The 16,103-nt window shown below is 32.1% G+C and carries 13 protein-coding genes, 1 tRNA gene and 1 pseudogene; 4 read left to right on the forward strand and 11 right to left on the reverse strand.

Annotation, left to right across the window (positions count from 1 at the left end; translation table 11 throughout):
• The first annotated feature begins 74 nt into the window (after nucleotides 1-74).
• The 3 genes and pseudogenes from Spiro2_RS00070 (at nucleotide 75) to Spiro2_RS12705 (ending at nucleotide 4,356) form a co-directional block, all read left to right on the forward strand.
• Nucleotides 75-1,238 carry a citrate/2-methylcitrate synthase gene (locus tag Spiro2_RS00070; protein ID WP_338636256.1) on the forward strand — a complete coding sequence of 388 codons (1,164 nt, stop codon included), beginning with the start codon at nucleotides 75-77 and terminating at the stop codon, nucleotides 1,236-1,238.
• Between the two features lie 15 nt (nucleotides 1,239-1,253).
• Nucleotides 1,254-2,747 carry a 3-deoxy-D-manno-octulosonic acid transferase gene (locus Spiro2_RS00075; RefSeq protein WP_338636257.1) on the forward strand — a complete coding sequence of 498 codons (1,494 nt, stop codon included), beginning with the start codon at nucleotides 1,254-1,256 and terminating at the stop codon, nucleotides 2,745-2,747.
• Between the two features lie 54 nt (nucleotides 2,748-2,801).
• A pseudogene (locus Spiro2_RS12705) lies at nucleotides 2,802-4,356 on the forward strand (Rne/Rng family ribonuclease).
• A gap of 12 nt (nucleotides 4,357-4,368) precedes the next feature.
• Here the strand turns inward: Spiro2_RS12705 and Spiro2_RS00090 are convergent.
• The 6 genes from Spiro2_RS00090 to Spiro2_RS00115 form a co-directional block, all read right to left on the reverse strand.
• Nucleotides 4,369-4,677: a BolA family protein gene (locus Spiro2_RS00090; RefSeq protein ID WP_338636260.1), complete on the reverse strand. Its 309-nt coding sequence runs from the start codon at nucleotides 4,675-4,677 to the stop codon at nucleotides 4,369-4,371.
• A 101-nt stretch (nucleotides 4,678-4,778) separates the two neighbouring features.
• Nucleotides 4,779-4,863, reverse strand: a tRNA-Leu gene (locus Spiro2_RS00095).
• A gap of 69 nt (nucleotides 4,864-4,932) precedes the next feature.
• Complete coding sequence (locus Spiro2_RS00100; RefSeq protein ID WP_338636261.1) at nucleotides 4,933-5,907, reverse strand: hypothetical protein; 975 nt, start codon at nucleotides 5,905-5,907, stop codon at nucleotides 4,933-4,935.
• Between the two features lie 14 nt (nucleotides 5,908-5,921).
• Complete coding sequence (locus tag Spiro2_RS00105) at nucleotides 5,922-6,374, reverse strand: hypothetical protein (RefSeq protein WP_338636262.1); 453 nt, start codon at nucleotides 6,372-6,374, stop codon at nucleotides 5,922-5,924.
• A gap of 27 nt (nucleotides 6,375-6,401) precedes the next feature.
• Entirely contained in the window at nucleotides 6,402-7,589 is a 1,188-nt protein-coding gene (locus Spiro2_RS00110; RefSeq protein ID WP_338636263.1) for a hypothetical protein, read from the reverse strand.
• A gap of 366 nt (nucleotides 7,590-7,955) precedes the next feature.
• Nucleotides 7,956-10,136: a DEAD/DEAH box helicase gene (locus Spiro2_RS00115; RefSeq protein WP_338636264.1), complete on the reverse strand. Its 2,181-nt coding sequence runs from the start codon at nucleotides 10,134-10,136 to the stop codon at nucleotides 7,956-7,958.
• Between the two features lie 214 nt (nucleotides 10,137-10,350).
• On the opposite strand from Spiro2_RS00115, the gene Spiro2_RS00120 reads away from it, so the two are divergent.
• The gene (locus Spiro2_RS00120; protein WP_338636265.1) at nucleotides 10,351-10,977 is read left to right on the forward strand and encodes a fumarylacetoacetate hydrolase family protein; all 627 of its coding nucleotides are present in this window, start codon (nucleotides 10,351-10,353) and stop codon (nucleotides 10,975-10,977) included.
• Nucleotides 10,978-10,990: 13 nt separating this feature from the next.
• On the opposite strand, the gene Spiro2_RS00125 is transcribed toward Spiro2_RS00120, so the two are convergent.
• Genes Spiro2_RS00125 through Spiro2_RS00145 form a run of 5 tightly spaced genes read right to left on the reverse strand, consistent with a single transcriptional unit; the run spans nucleotide 10,991 to nucleotide 16,094 of the window.
• The gene (locus Spiro2_RS00125; RefSeq protein ID WP_338636266.1) at nucleotides 10,991-11,848 is read right to left on the reverse strand and encodes an alpha/beta hydrolase; all 858 of its coding nucleotides are present in this window, start codon (nucleotides 11,846-11,848) and stop codon (nucleotides 10,991-10,993) included.
• 24 nt (nucleotides 11,849-11,872) lie between these two features.
• A complete protein-coding gene (locus Spiro2_RS00130) occupies nucleotides 11,873-12,481 on the reverse strand; it encodes a cob(I)yrinic acid a,c-diamide adenosyltransferase (RefSeq protein WP_338636267.1) in 609 nt (202 codons plus the stop codon).
• 31 nt (nucleotides 12,482-12,512) lie between these two features.
• Nucleotides 12,513-13,439: an ABC transporter permease gene (locus Spiro2_RS00135; RefSeq protein ID WP_338636268.1), complete on the reverse strand. Its 927-nt coding sequence runs from the start codon at nucleotides 13,437-13,439 to the stop codon at nucleotides 12,513-12,515.
• Entirely contained in the window at nucleotides 13,426-14,466 is a 1,041-nt protein-coding gene (locus tag Spiro2_RS00140) for an ABC transporter permease (protein WP_338636269.1), read from the reverse strand. The genes Spiro2_RS00135 and Spiro2_RS00140 overlap by 14 nt, the downstream gene beginning before the upstream one ends.
• On the reverse strand, nucleotides 14,463-16,094 hold the full coding sequence (locus Spiro2_RS00145; RefSeq protein WP_338636270.1) for an ABC transporter ATP-binding protein: 1,632 nt from the start codon (nucleotides 16,092-16,094) through the stop codon (nucleotides 14,463-14,465). The genes Spiro2_RS00140 and Spiro2_RS00145 overlap by 4 nt, the downstream gene beginning before the upstream one ends.
• Between the last annotated feature and the right edge of the window lie 9 nt (nucleotides 16,095-16,103).

Genomic DNA, 16,103 nt, shown 5'->3' on the forward strand with positions numbered 1-16,103 from the left:
TTACGAACTCTAAGCATTGTTTAAGTTGGTAGCAAAATTGAGCCTTTTGGTCAAAAGAACTGAGGTAGTTTAAAATGAATCATTTTGACACATCTAAAAAACCAGAAGATATAAAGCAAAATATGCAAGATATTATTGTAGATACTACTGGTATAAGCTGGGTAGATGGTGATAATGGTCGTTTGTTTTATAGGGGAATTAATATTGCAGAGCTAGCTGCCCACGCTTCTTTTGAAGAAACAGCTTGGCTTTTATTGGTAGGAAAACTTCCAGATAAAATCAAATTAGATGCTTTTAGTTGGGGTCTTAGAAACATGTCCAGTTCTCAAGAAAAAATTATTAGAATTATAAAAGAATTCCCCCAGCATTCGAAGCCTTTATTAATTTTACAAACAGCTCTTGCTGCTTTAGCAAGTATTGATAGAAATGAAAATTATTTAGAAGAAGAAAACTTTATTGAAAAAGTGATGAGAATTATTGCGCAAACACCAGTAGTTTTATCAGCCGCATATAGGCATTATTTAGGAGTTCCATTACTGGAGCCACGATCTGATTTGTCGTTTGTTGAAAATTTTATTTATATGCTTTTTGGTAAAATTCCAACAAAAAACCAAAGTCGTTGTATGGAAATAGCTTTAATAATACAAATGGATCATGGTTTTACTCCTTCTACTTTTATAGCTCGTTCGGTAGCTTCTACACAAACAAATTTTTATTCTGCAACAAGTGCAGCGGTTGGAGCTTTAACAGGAAATTTACATGGAGGAACTAGCGCTTTGGTGATTGAATTGATTAAAAATGCTAAAAACAGTGGTAATGTGAAAAATTATATTTATAATTTACTAAATTCTGGTGGAAAAGTTGTAGGTATGGGGCATAGAATTTATAAAACAATGGATCCTCGTGCTATAATCTTTAAAGATTTACTTTCTCAGTTAACAAGTAAAGATGAAAAAGAAAATGACTTTAATATTTTATTAGAAATAGAACAAGTTGCTAGAAAATATTTTGAAGAAAAAATGTTACCAATATATGCAAATGTAGATTTATGGAGTGGAGCAGTATATAAAAAATTAGGAATACAGCCTGTTTTATATTCTGCAATTTTTGCTGCAGCAAGAATAGTTGGTTGGTGTGCACATATTTTGGAATTGAGGCAAAGCAATAAAATATACTATCCAGAATCTGAGTATGTTGGTTTTAAAGATATACCATATGTTCCTTTAGAACAAAGATAGGTTTGGAGTTGTATTGTGATATTTGTATATGAAAAATTTCAATTAATAATTTATTATATATTGAAATTTTTTTTGTTTTTTATAAGAAGTAAAAAAGCAAAAAGATTTGTTGAACTTAGAAATCCAAAATTATTTTTTAGTAGTATAATTGAAGCAAAAAAAATAATTGATAATGATGTTAAAAACCAAATTGAATATGATGTTTTTTGGTTTCATGTTTCGAGTGCTGGAGAAATGGAGCAAGCAATTCCTGTAGCCAGAAAACTTAGCGAAAATTTAGGTGTTCGCTATTTCTTAACATATTACTCTCCTAGTGCAGAACCTTTTTTAAATAATTTCCCTTATAAAATTGGGTATTCCGGACTTCCTTTAGATAACAAAAAATATTTTAATTTGGCTTTAAATTCATTAAATATTAAAAAAATATTTTTTGTTCGTTATGATTTATGGCCTTCTTTGTTTAATTCTTGTTTAGATAATAAAGTTGAGATTAATTTGATTTCTGCTACTTTAAATAAAAGCAGGGTTGGTTTTTTTGCTTTTTTAAGTGAATATATTAATAAAAATTACTATAAAAATATTACAAATATATTTGCTGTAAACAATCATGATGCCCAATATTTTATGAAATTTTCTACAACTAAAAATGTTTTTTTAGCAGGAGATGCTAAGTGGTCTAGGGCTTTAGAAAGAGCAAATAATTCTTCAAAATTAAAAAACGATAAATTTTTTAATTTATTTTACTATTATTGTTTGTATAATAAGTTGATTTTGAATAAAAAATGCTTGGTTTTTGGTTCTCCTCATCAAATTGAAAATAATATTGCTCTTCAATGTGAAGGAATTAAAGATAAAATTTTTATGATTTATGTTCCACACGAAACAGATCACAAAATTTGTAATAAGTTGTTGCATGATTTTTTACAAGCAGGACTTAAAGTAGAGTTTTTTTCAAAAATTATCTTAAAATTAAAAGATTATTGTGAAAGAAAATCTATAGATATAAATGTAAATTATAATATTCAAGATAATATTATAGGATTTAAAAATTATAATAATTTAGATCTATTAAATAAAATCCAAAATTTTAATTTTGAATTTTTAGAAAATTACGAAATTATAATTTTTGATAAAATTGGTTATTTAGCTGAATTGTATGAGTTAGGAGATATTGCTATAGTTGGAGGGGGCTTTGATGGTCAAATTCATAATGTTCTCGAACCAGCTGCTCATGGAATCCCTGTATTAATTGGTAACAATTTTTTAAAATCTTATGAGGCTAGTGAGCTTATAGAGCATGGTGCGGCAATTTCTTTTCAAAACAGCAATGACTTGTTTCAATTTTTAGTTCAGTGGGTTAGTTTGGAAGGGGAAGAAGTTGATGCCATGCATCCAGTGAAACGTCTGAGCTTAGCAAGAGACAGAGCGGTTAAGCTGTTTAAAAACATTCCTGATACAAGTGAAATTATCTTGAACACCTTTTTAAAGGGTAAGAAAAGTAGCAACTAGGTAACTCCACTTGTGTTTGGATTTTTGAACCTTTTAAAAAAAAGAATATGAGTTATGGTCGCTAAGCAGTTAGTCATTAATAGTACTTCGTATGAGACTCGCGTTGCTCTTATCGAAGGAGGGCAAGTTTCAGAGTATTATATTGAAAGAAGTCGAGATAGGGGAATAGTTGGGGGAATTTATAAAGGTAAAGTAATACGTGTTTTGCCTGGTATGCAAAGTTGTTTTGTAGATATAGGTCTAGAAAGAGCTGCCTTTTTATATGGTGGAGACATTAAACCCGAAGGTCTTCAAGAACTACCTGAAGAGTTTGATGATGATGGAAAATCAATTCATTCCTCTCAATCAGAAGATGATGACAATTTAGACAATGTAAATTCAAAGTCTTATCATAAGAATTACAAAATTTCTGATCTTGTTAAAGAAGGTCAAGAAATTTTAGTGCAGGTGGCTAAAGATGCGATTAGTACAAAAGGAGCTCGTGTTACAACGTATTTAAGCCTACCTGGACGTTATGTTGTATTGATGCCAAGCATAAACCACATTGGTGTGAGTCGTAGAATTCAATGTGAAGAAGAGCGTGTACGTCTTAGGAGTATTGTCCAAAAAATAAAGCCTGATGGTGCAGGAATAATAGTAAGAACTGCAAGTGAAAACGTTCCAGAAGATAAAATTATTGCGGATATCGATTTTTTAGCAAAACTTTGGGAAACACTTCGGATTAAAAGTTTAAAATCAAAATCTCCTTGTTTGGTACATGAGGATCTTGATCTCTGTTTTTAGAGCGACCCGAGATTTCATTTCTAGAGATTTAGATAGAATAGTGATTGATGATAAAAAACGATACGAAGATTTAGTTAGGTTTTTAAATAGATTTAGCGTGAAACTAGGTGCTCAAGTTCAATTATATCAAGGAGAAACTCAGATTTTTGATGCCTTTGGAATAGAACAAGAAGTTTCTAGAGCATTAGGTTCAAAGGTTTGGTTAAAATCTGGTGGATATTTAATAATAGAACAAACGGAAGCTTTAACAGCTATTGATGTCAATACCGGTAGATTTGTTGGAAATAAATCTTTAGGCGATACAATAGTTAAAACGAATTTAGAAGCAGTTAAAGAAATCGTGCAGCAACTTAGACTTAGGAACATTGGTGGAATCATTATTCTTGATTTTATCGATATGGATAGGACAGAAGATAGAGATAAAGTATTTCTTGCACTTGTAGAAGAACTTAAAAAAGACAAAGCTAAAACAACTGTTTTGAGAATTTCTGAAATGGGTTTAGTGCAAATGACCCGTAAAAGAACTGAAGAAAGTTTAATGCAAAAAATGACTATAGGCTGCCCTTATTGCGAAGGTAATGGTCATGTTAAAAGTCCTTCAACTATTTCTTATGAAGTGATTAGAGAGTTATTGAGAGAGTTTAACCGTTCAAATAATGAAGGGTTTGTCGTTAAAGCTAACCCTCAGGTATCAGATAGACTACTAGAAGAAGATAAAATTTTTTTGGATGAACTAAAATTAAAGTATTCAAAAAAAATTGTTGTCAAATCATACGTTGATTTTCACATTGAGCATTTTGAAATTGCGCCAATTCGTTTTGAATAAAAGTTTAAATTTTTATTCATGTTTATTAGTGCAAAAGGCAGATTTTTCTAAATTTTTATTTTTTTTCAGCCATTCTTCTTCTGTCATAACTTGCATTGAACACGCTTTTATAAGCATTAATTCTTCTGTGATAGTTTCATTAATTGCTCGATGTCTTGCTAAGAGAGATAAATTATCAAAATATTTCGATATGATCTCTATACGAAAATGTGACTCACTATTTTTTGAGCTATGATGAAGGTGGCTCTCATTTAACACGTTTAAAAAAATTGGATTGAATTTTGTAGTCAGTTTTTTTTCAATTTGAGTTTGAATATTCATTTATTTTGCTTGTTAACTCCGTAATGCTTAAAAAATTAGCTTTTAAAGTGCAAAATAACGAGAAGTAAAATTTTTTACGAATACAATGTTTCAATAAAAAATGGTGCGGACGAAGAGACTCGAACTCCCACGCCCAAGGGCTCTGGCTTCTAAGACCAGTGTGTCTACCAATTTCACCACGTCCGCATAAGGGCTGTTTATATTAGAATTACGTTAAGTGCAACTTTATTTTATTATAAAAAATTAAAAAAAAATTTAAATGCTAAAGAACTGAAATGACCGCTGTTTTTTACTAAAATTCTTAGGACTTGTGGTTAGGTTTAGAATTGCTATCACTTCTGTCGTTTTATGTGGCATGACTGTAATAATCAGTGAACTTAATCTTTCCATAACCATAAAAAGACCAAGGCCAGCCCCTACTGCTTCGTGCTGTAATTTGATCATTGCTTTTTTATCACTAGCAAAAAGAAACTTTAAATACTTATAAACAGTTGGCTTTTTAAACGTTCCAAAAGAATCTCTAACCCCGATAGCAAGGTATGTTCCATCAAAGCTCCATTCTACTTGAACAGTTTCTTGCGGTAAAAGTGATATTGGGACCCGTCTATCAACATCATGAAGCTTAGGATTGGCATCCCAAATTGCGTTCATAAGCAACTCTTCTTGGACTTCTACGCCGTATTGAGCATAGGCGTCTGTGGGGCGACCGAGAACAGAAGATAAGCCTTTTATAAACTCAAATAAAGCATCTCTAAACCATTGTCTTTGGTCAGAATGTGATAGGACATATCTATGAACGTAGGCTCCATAAGACACGCATTTATTTACACCAAAATATTTTTTTTCTCGGATTTTTCTGATTGTGCTCATGAGTTGTAAATGTGGTACATGCTCTTGATTACAAGACAAAACATGCCCAAAAAGCATGAGCCCCTCACTATCAATGATTTTATCTTTAGTTTTATCATCTACTAATAATAAATTTTCAATTTTGATAGAAGGTATTAGATCTTGATCTTTTAATTTTTGTTCCTCAATTTTATCTGAAATATACAAAGCCTGTAAACAACCACTTGAGGCTAGTTTTTTTAATTCTTCGATACTTTTTTCCTGAGAAGCAACAATTGGATTAATTGCTGAGCTTTTAAATAACGCAACCAACTCGTTTTTGTAATTTTCATTATCTACATCGAGTACAGCATCTAGATTTAAGTTTGTAGAATCTAACATTATTAAACCCTTGATTATTTTAAGTTCTCGATAAAGTAAAAGTATGATTCAAAATCAACATCTGACTCAATGCTGCATCCTTCTTTTTCACATTTAGGAAGCTCGTAATCTAATTTTTTGCCGGGAGTAAATTCTTTTCCAGATCTTAAGACAAATATTTTTTGTTCTGCGCAGGTTTCGCAATATGCAGGTATTTGAAAGCTTTCTACTTTAACATTATTCGCTAAAATTTCTTTAACCATATTAAACTGCATTACAACTGACTGAGGGCAATTATAATAAATTGGATTTATTTTAAGTTTAGATATCCAAAGAATCCATTCGCGAACACCGCAACTGTTTATTGTTCTTACATTTCCTAAATCAAACTTAACTTGCCCAGAAGGAAGACCAAATTCGCTCAAGTTACACGTTTCTGTGATGTCACCAGACACATAATACATGCCGTCTTTTAATTGAACATCCACGCCGTAACCTCCTGATTACCTTTCTACTCATTCTACTAAGCTTACAGATATTTTTGCCACATATCTTCGATCTGTTACAAAACCATCAGCTGTAGAGACTTGTTCTCCATAAGTCGAAAAATCAATGTCAGCGAAAAAGAGATTTACAGATACTCCTGCACTAACACTCTGCATTCCATAACCAATACGCATAGAGAAGGGAGCATTGGATCCGTTAAATGATCCAAAACTAAGTTCGCATCCTGCTCTTATTTTATCTCGGAAGTTAAGCCTTGAATCATTAATCCTTTCTTGTTCGATTGATACAGTTGCGCCAATATTTTTTGATATGCTCGGATTTATACTTAATCCCGCTTTGATATTCATTTTTTCAATTTCATCTTTTGATAAACTTTTAGCTGACTTGTATGTGGTATCACCAATATCTAGTAAAGAAACACCAATTTTACTTCTTAAAAAATGTTGAAATGGGACAATAATTCCTACATCAAAGGCAGTTCCTTTAGTGTAGTTAGCATTATCTTCAATATTTTGATATGATTCATTAATAGTGCTATTTTTGTCTGCTTCTATAATGTTAATAATAGTTTTTCTTTGTAAATATCTTGCTCCAAAGCCAATAATAAAGTGCTCAAAAATTGGCAAGCTAAAGCCACCAATTAATCCAAATTGATCTCGCCTGACAATAGAAAATTCTCTATCATATGTTGTAGCGGAAAAGGCGCTTGTTTGAGGGCTGTTTAGTTTGCTTGTATACCCACTTAAATGAGAGTCGACTAAGATTCCAAACTCTGCAAAATCAAATACAATATTTGGGAAAAAACTAAACCTTGAAAAAATAATATCTGATTTATTGATATTTTGCACAGACAGATCAATTATATTTTTTGGATGTGTAAATGGATTAAAGTAGTGGTTGATTAAATTATATGTGTAAGAATTTGAGGCTATACTAAATCCTGGAAAAGAAGCGCTTTTTACGAAGTCTTTTGTTTTATTTCTTGAGTCTATAAAACCAATTCCAGCGGGATTACTAAATATTGCGTTTTCATCGTCGGCAACCCCGACAAAGGCATTGCCCATGCCTAGTGGTCTGCTGTTTAATGCAATTGGTAGGGGTGGTATAATTATGGAACCAGCCAAAGCTGTATTATATTGTATTATTATTATAATAAAAACAGTTCTTTTTTGTAATTTTTTTATAATTTTATACAAAATATCCTCTGTGAATTTATTCAAATCACCACAAAATATAAATCATGTTTTATTATGAAGTATTAAAAGACTCGCGTTGAGGATTTTTGTGCTTACTATAAACAGTTTTTTGACTGATGTTCCTGAAGTGCAAGCATTAAATTTTGTATCAAAAAAACTAATTTACCTTGTTATCAGTGATTTTTAGCGGGAAAATTTTCTTTTAATTTTTTGTCAAATAAAATATTAAAATATTTTGTTAGTAATTGTTTAATAAAATTGGTTAATTTTTAGCATTGTTATGATAAAAAAAGAAGCTCCAGCTACAGAATAAAAATTGATGCAGTTGGAGTCAAGCTTAAAAATATACTTTCTAGTTTTAATTAATTATAAAATACTTAAGATTTCTTCTTTAGAAAGACTTGTTTTCTCACCGCTAAGTTTTATGAGTTGCTCTTCGGATGCATTATCTAGTATTTGGCTAGCTGTTTTTATTTTGTCAATTAATGATTTTTTAATATATTCATCTACGGTATCAGTTGCAATTAAGTGAATAACTAAACATTTATCCGAACTTTGACCAATACGGTGAAAACGAGCTTGAGATTGAAGATAACTACCGCCATCAAAATTCAAATCCATATAAATCATTGTATCAGCTTTCATTTTACCATCTTTAGGTAACAAAGTTAAACCTTCTTTAGCAGACTGAGGGGTGGCAATAAATAAACGACATTTAGGATTGTTTTGAAATTCGTGTACACTTTTTGAACGTTCTTCTACAGACATTTCGCCTGTGTGGGCAACTGCTCCCCATTGTTCAAAGTATAATTCACTAAGATAATTAACATTGCCTACAAAATGGCTCCACAAAATAACTTTTTTAGTATCATCAGAAAAAATATCTGATAATAATTCTTCTAATTCTATTAGTTTTGCATTTGGACCGCTATAATTAGGATCAATAAGTTTAGGATTAGAAGCAATTTGTGATAAGCGTAAGAGTCTTACAACAATATTATTAGCCTTCATTGAATATTCTTCAGGACTCATGTTTTCAATTTCACTTCTAACAGAATCTCTCATTTTCATGTAAATTGATTTTTGTTCTGCTTTTAATTCTATTGAATAATCTTTGTTAATAATTGGTGGAAGATTGAGAACCTCATTTTTTAAACGGCGAAGGCTTGTTGCTTGTATTCTTTTTCTAAGCTCTTCTCCATTTCTAACTCCAAGAAATTTTTCTACCTTAATTTTTTTTCTTCCTTGAGGTATTTCAATTATTTCAATGTAACAAAAGGTGTTTTTAAAAGCTGTAAAGTTTGTACCAAAAGTTTTTCCATTGTCCATTACATAATATTGGGCAAAAAGATCGATTGGACGATTGGCAATAGGAGTACCCGTTGCAATAACACAACGTTTAGCGTTATTTCTTATATACTTTGCGCTGATAGTTGTTTGTGCTGTCAGATTTTTTATTCGTTGACTCTCATCAAAAACAATCATTCCATTGCCATGTTGTATCCACTCTGAAAGAGTTTCTTTTTCTAGCCTTATACCTTCGTAGTGTATTATAAAAATTGAATCGTTACTTTTAAGTAGTTTTGCGCGTTGTGCTGGCGATCCTTCAATGACTGTAAAAGGAATTTTAGTTGCAATTGTTAACTCTTCTACCCAAGTTCTAACCAAGGACTTTGGAGCCACAACTAAGCATTTATCAATTGCTTTATTCTGTAAAAGTATGGCAACCGAGGATGCAATTTGAAAGCTTTTACCGCATCCCATTTCGTCTAAAAGTGCGCATGCTGGATTTTGTAATAAAAATTCAATACCAGAAAGTTGATGAGAATAAGGTTTTCTTTGAAATGGAAAACTTGCAATTTGCTTTTTTACCTCTTTAATTATTTTTATTTGATCTGGAGAGGCATTGTTTGGACTAGCCAAAGAATTTATCATAGCTTCACTACCAATATTCATTTGAATATCTGAATTTAGGTCAAACTCTTCAAACCAACTTTCTCGGATAATGAGTTTACCGAGTTTATTTGGAGCAATATTTGCGTAGTATTTTGTTTTAATAAAATTTGAAATTTCTGAAAAGGCTTCGTCTGTTATTTTAAAACCTTTTCCTAAAATATCAAATAAATCATCAAAAACACCAATAAATACTCTCCAGGCTCGGTTTTCTGGGTCCCATTGTCTTTCATTACGATCAAGACCTTTAATTCTATCTATGGTGGTTTGATTATAATTAAAAATGATTTTTAAATTTCCATTATCAAAGTCTACAATTGTATTTGTATTGAGGTATCTACCTTCTTCATAAATTTTAGACAGGTTATTAGCAATACGATTTAACAGTTTAGCCGACAGACTTGGTGCTAAGTTTATGTTAACTTTTTTTAGAGTTAAAGTTCCCTGAATTTCCTGTGACTCAAATTGAGGTTGCATTGGAACTGGCGGCTTAATTTCTTCTTTATTATTATTAATTATTCCAAAAGCTAGACGAATAGGCCCTTTGGGAGGTTTTGGTCGGTAAGTATTTTTATTATTGCTTTTAAATCCCATGATTTGCTTCTCCCAAACGTTTTATGGAAACAGACTAGCGTTGAATAACAATTTTTTCTATTTAAATTGAAATCATTTATCAAAGGGTTTTTAACTCTTTTTTTAATGTCTGTAGACATTATCAAATGCTTTCTTTAAATTACCGTCTGGCACATGCCAATAAAAAAATTGATGTGCGTTTTAGAAGGGGTTTTTGACCCTTGGAGATTTAGTTATGGATAAAATTGTTTGTGTTGGCAAGAATTATAGCGATCATGCTAAAGAGTTGGGAGACGCTATACCAGATAAACCAGTTCTTTTTTTAAAGCCGAAAAGTATTTTAAGAGCCGCCATTGACCATGAAGAGCTTGAGTTGTCTATTCCTACGAATTCTAGTTCGCTGCATTATGAGGCTGAAATAGTTTTAAGGCTTGATAAAGGTGGGTATCAGCTTGATCTTAAAGATGCCGAAAAAGCAATTGGCGCTGTTTCTGTTGGTTTGGATATGACTCTTCGAGATCTACAAACAGTTCAAAAAAAGAATGGTCACCCTTGGACAACAAGTAAGGTGTTTCCGGATAGCGCAATTGTTGGGCCATGGCTAAGGCTTTCTGAGTTTTCTAATTATTTAGATGAAAAATTTACGTTTTCATTAGATGACAAAATTAAACAAGAAAGTTTTGGAAAACATATGATTATGAATCCCGTAGAGTGTGTTTCGTATATTAGCAAGTTTTTTCCATTGGTGGCGGGAGATTTGATATTTACTGGGACTCCTGCAGGGGTTGGTCCTGTTAGTTCTGGTCAAAGAGGCGTATTAAGTTTTGGTTCAATTCGTTATTCGGTTATTTGGAGTTCGTAAATACCAAATAAAATTAGTTAATATTGCATATTTCTTCTTTTTTAGGCAGCTGATTACACAAAAAATTTATAAGTTTTTTTCTATAGGTACTATCTTTTTGAATTAATGCAGAGCAATGCCCTTCTTGAGGAATCTCCCAAAAATCTTTTTTTGAGTTAATTTGACTATAAAGCTCTTTACCAAGATCAAATGGGACAATGGGGTCATTCAAACTATGAATAGAAATAATTGGAATTTGAATTTGAGATATTGAATCAATAGGGCTCCAATCGTCAGACACAAGAAAGCTTAAAGGCCATTGAAAGGGCCAGGTTATAAAAAAATCCCCAGCTTTTTGCCGAGCTATTCTTCTGTAAGATGAGAAAGTACTATCTAAAATTATTGCTTTAATACTTGGAACAGAGTTTTGTACATAGGCAGGAATTGCAACCGCGCCTCCTAAGCTTTGCCCTAATATAAAGTTTTCAGCGGTTCTGGAATTTTTTTTGGTCCAATTTAATGCTGCTATACCATCTTTAATCAAACCATCTCTTGTGGGTTTTCCAGAAGATTTACCAAAACCTCTATAATCAAAAATTATAATGTCAAAACCATAGTTAGATAGCCAACTTGAGTATAAAAAATGACTTGTAATATTTTGAGAATTGCCATGAAAATGTAGAATTGATGCAATGGGCTTTTTTGTATTAGCATAAATTATCCAACCATTTAAATTAACTTTATCCTCTGTTAATATGTTTATTTCATTATAATTTAGATTAAATATTTTAGGATCTGTATAAATCCTAGAATTGGGGTGATAAAATAAATGATTGCAGCTTTGTATTAAAAACAAAATACTAATAATAAAAGTAATTTTAAAATAAATCATTTTGTTTCCAAAAAAAATGAATGTTTATTTAGAGTGATCTAAAAAAATAGAGCGTACTCCCATATTTTTATCCCATTTTACTTCATCTATTTTAAGTAAACTTTGCACCCAACGAGATAAAACAAATAAAAAATCTGAAAGTCTATTAATATAGTGAATAATAAACAGATTGATCTCTTTTTCTTTTGAGAGTTTTACAATTATTCGTTCGGCCCTACGACAAACGGTACGAGCTAGATGTAAGTATGAGTTTAGAAGCGTTCCGCCAGGCAAAACAAATTCTTGTAAAGGTTTCAGTAAATTTTGACAATAATCTATCATTTTTTCAAGTTGAGTTACATCATGACTTGTTATAAGTACCATGTTTTGCCAGCGAGCTTGAATAGGAGTAGCTAAATCAGAACCAATATTAAACAGATCATTTTGAATTGCTAGTAACCAATTATTAATTACTTTTTGCTCTTTTTTAGAAATTTGCTGTATATTTTGTCTACAAATACCAATAACACTATTTAATTCATCAATTGTGCCAAAACTATTTATTCTTAAGTCATCTTTTGATGTTCGGCTCCCATCGGCTAGCCCAGTTGTACCATTATCACCTGTTTTTGTATAAACTTTAATAATACTCACTAGGCTTCTCCAAGAACAAATATTTTAAAAGCTATCTGTTTCTTAAGTAAGGCTGACCTAAAGCTTTTGGAGGACGACTTTTACCAACAAAACCTGCGACAATCACGATAGTTAAAATATAAGGTATAATTTGGATAAATTGGGGAGAGACAACAAAGTTCCAGATATGGTTTAATATTTGAAATTCAAAAATGGATTTAGGAATCTGAATTCCTTGTAAAGTAATCCCCAATGCATCAAAAAATCCAAAAGCCAAACAAGCAAATGCAGCCGCTAAAGGTTTCCATCCACCAACGATTAATGCTGCAAGAGCCATATATCCACGCCCTGCAGTCATGTTTCTTGTGTAGCTACTTGATAAACAGATCGACAAGGTTGCTCCTCCAAGACCTGCTAGAAAACCAGATAATAGTATACCACTCCATCTTGTTCGAATCACATCTATTCCTGATGTTTGCAAAGCATCAGGATGCTCACCGGCAAACTTATGCCACATTCCATAAGGTGTGTATTTAAACCAAACCCAAGTAAGACCAATTATAACCCAAGCAGCTATAATTGGTCCATGAATAAATCTGTTATCCATTGGTATTTCAGGAGTTGAGCCTGTATTTTGAAATAATAGCTGAGCTATAAATGGAACGCTACCAGCAGCTAGGATTGTTATGGCTGTTCCTGTTACAATTTGATTCGATTTAAAATTTATTACAAAAAGCCCATAGATAGCTGACATAACCATGCCGGCTAGACCTCCACATAAAAAGCCTAGAAATGGTGAGTGCGTGAGGGTTGTCACTGCGGCTGCAGTAAATGCACCAGCTAACATTTTACCTTCTAAGGCAATGTTAATAATACCACTACGCTCACTAAATAAGCCTCCTAGGGCTGCAAATATAAGAGGGGCTGACATGCGAATTGTAGCACCAAAGATTGAAGATAAAAGGTTAATCCATTCCATGTTTCTTGAGCCTTTTTTTAGTTAACAATTTTTCCCACAATCCATCAGCAGATACAGCAAGAATAATAAAAGCTTGAAGTACTAAAGCGAGATCAGATGTTACATTTTGGGTGTAAATTTCAAGATCACTAGAACCTTTTTGAAGAGCTCCAAATAAAAGACCCGAAAAAATGATCGCAATTGGATTTCCTCTAGCAAGAAATGCGACCGCAATTCCTGTAAAACCATATCCCGGAGAAAAATCAAGTTTAAAACATTCTGAGCGTCCTAATATTTCTCCTACGCCAACAAGTCCAGAAATTGCACCGGCAATAAACATGCTCAAAATTTGAGTTTTAGAAATACTGATTCCTGCTGTAGAAGCTGCTGATTCATTATCACCTACACATCGAATTTCATAACCAAGAGGAGTTCTATATAAAAATAGCCAAGTTAATAAAGCAATAATTATTGATAAAAATAAGGCAGATGTAACAGGAGCACCTTGAAAGAAATTAAAAGATTCGAGCACATAATTTTTATCAATTGGTAAGGTTTGAGGATTTTGAGTGTTGGGGTCTTTAAGTAGATATACTGTTACATAACTTGCAATTCCTGCAGCTATAAAGTTTAGCATAATAGTAATTATAACTTCATGAGCGCCTCTTTTGGCTTTTAAATATCCTGCAATACTTCCCCAAAAACCGCCTGCAAGTGCTGCACAAATACCAGCAAATAAAGGAGCGAAAAGTTGCGGAACATTAGGAAAGAGTACACCTACAGAAGCTGCTGCTAAGGCACCTATTGTTAGTTGTCCTTCTGCGCCAATGTTAAACATTTTGGCTTTAAATGCGACAGCAACAGATAAACCAGTAAGAATAAGCGGCATACTGTATGTTAAAGTCATTCCAAAATCGTAAGCTGATCCAAAACCAGATTTTGCAAAGATTAAAAAAACTTCAACAGGATTTTCTCCAGCAAAAGAAGTAATAAGTAATCCAATTACTAAGGCAATAATGGTAGCTAAAATGGGGCGAATGATATTCATTTTGAATTCCCCCTGTAAGAGTTTGGTAAACCACCACACATTGCAAGACCGAGCGTGTGTTCATTTGCTTCATTTCTATTGTATTCAGCCACAATACTTCCGCCATACATCACAACAATTCTGTCTGATAGTGTTATAATTTCATCCAATTCTGAAGAAATTAATAATACTCCTACTCCTTTATCTCTTTCGGCAACGATTTGTTTATGAATATACTCAATTGCGCCTATATCAACGCCACGGGTAGGATTTGCAGCTACAATTAATTTGGGTTCTTTTCCAAATTCACGTGCAATAATTATTTTCTGTTGATTTCCCCCAGAAAATCCAGAAGCATTAAGTTTTGAATTTCTTGGTCTTACGTCATATTGTATCATTTCTTGTGCAACTGTTTTTTGAATTTCTTTAATTTTTTGTAGGAAACCAAATCTAAATTTCTTTTCCCAATGTCTGCCTAAAATATAATTTTCTTCAGCTGACATATTAAGTAATAAACCGTTTTTGTGTCTGTCTTCTGGAATTAAACCAACAATTAAATCCAACATTTGTGAGCTTTTTTTATGTTTTATTGCTTTACCTAGAAGGTAAATATCACCAGTGGCAGGATGATGAGAAGAAATTTTTTTTCCGAAATATTTTTGTGGATGAAAAATAATATCAATAAGCTCTGATTGCCCATTTCCTTCAACACCAGCTATGCCAACAATTTCACCGGCCTTTACAGTAAGAGAAACTTCATGAAGCAAATTTCTTTTGGAATCTTTGGTTTGATAGTTTTTTAATGTAACGTTATTTATTTCTAAAACAGGATTTCCGACATTTTTATTTGAAGGAATATTAGGATATAAATTTACATTTCTTCCAACCATCATAGAAGCAATTTTTTCTTCAGTTGCTTCAGAAGTTCTCATTTCTCCTACAACTTTACCTGAGCGAAAAATAACAATATTATCAGTAAAATTTAAAACCTCTTTAAGTTTATGTGTAACAATAATTATTGTTTTACCTTCTTCTTTAAGCTTTCTAAGATTTTCAAATAGTTCATTCACCTCGATAGGGGTTAATACTGCAGTAGGTTCATCTAGTATCAGAATTTCTGCGTTTCTATAAAGAAGTTTTAATATTTCTATTCGCTGCTGCATACCAACAGGAAGCTTTGAAATTTTAATGTTTAATGGAACATTTAACCCATATTTTTTAGCTATAGTTTCTATTTCTAATTTTGCTTTTTTTCTATCAATAAAATTAAATGGTGTTGGAATATAAGGAAGAAGCAAAGTATGTGATTCATCGCCAAGTATAATGTTATCTAAACCAGTAACATTTTCTGCTAACATAAAGTGTTGATGAACCATACCAATGCCGTTTTTGATGGCATCCTTAGGCGAATTCCAGTGTTGTGGTTTTCCATTAACTAAAATTTCTCCTTCATCTTCTTTATACAATCCAAACAATATTTTCATTGCAGTGGATTTTCCCGCACCATTTTCGCCAACTAAAGCCTGAATTGTTCCTTTTTTAACAGAAAAACTAATATTATCGTTAGCGACAACATTGCCAAAAGTTTTTTTAACTTTTTTGAACTCTACTGCTATATTTGACTCTGAGTTATTACATTTAGTTTTCATTTTGTACTT

It is taken from the genome of Spirobacillus cienkowskii (assembly GCF_037081835.1).
GTDB classification, from domain to species: domain Bacteria; phylum Bdellovibrionota_B; class Oligoflexia; order Silvanigrellales; family Silvanigrellaceae; genus Silvanigrella; species Silvanigrella cienkowskii.

Excerpts from the sequence above, each read along its gene's own strand:
- Spiro2_RS00145 (WP_338636270.1), bottom strand. The coding sequence starts at position 16,094 with ATGAAAACTAAATGTAATAACTCAGAGTCAAATATAGCAGTAGAGTTC.
- Spiro2_RS00140 (WP_338636269.1), bottom strand. The coding sequence starts at position 14,466 with ATGAATATCATTCGCCCCATTTTAGCTACCATTATTGCCTTAGTAATT.
- Spiro2_RS00120 (WP_338636265.1), top strand. The coding sequence starts at position 10,351 with ATGGATAAAATTGTTTGTGTTGGCAAGAATTATAGCGATCATGCTAAA.
- Spiro2_RS00115 (WP_338636264.1), bottom strand. The coding sequence starts at position 10,136 with ATGGGATTTAAAAGCAATAATAAAAATACTTACCGACCAAAACCTCCC.
- Spiro2_RS00125 (WP_338636266.1), bottom strand. The coding sequence starts at position 11,848 with ATGATTTATTTTAAAATTACTTTTATTATTAGTATTTTGTTTTTAATA.
- Spiro2_RS00135 (WP_338636268.1), bottom strand. The coding sequence starts at position 13,439 with ATGGAATGGATTAACCTTTTATCTTCAATCTTTGGTGCTACAATTCGC.
- Spiro2_RS00090 (WP_338636260.1), bottom strand. The coding sequence starts at position 4,677 with ATGAATATTCAAACTCAAATTGAAAAAAAACTGACTACAAAATTCAAT.
- Spiro2_RS00100 (WP_338636261.1), bottom strand. The coding sequence starts at position 5,907 with ATGTTAGATTCTACAAACTTAAATCTAGATGCTGTACTCGATGTAGAT.
- Spiro2_RS00070 (WP_338636256.1), top strand. The coding sequence starts at position 75 with ATGAATCATTTTGACACATCTAAAAAACCAGAAGATATAAAGCAAAAT.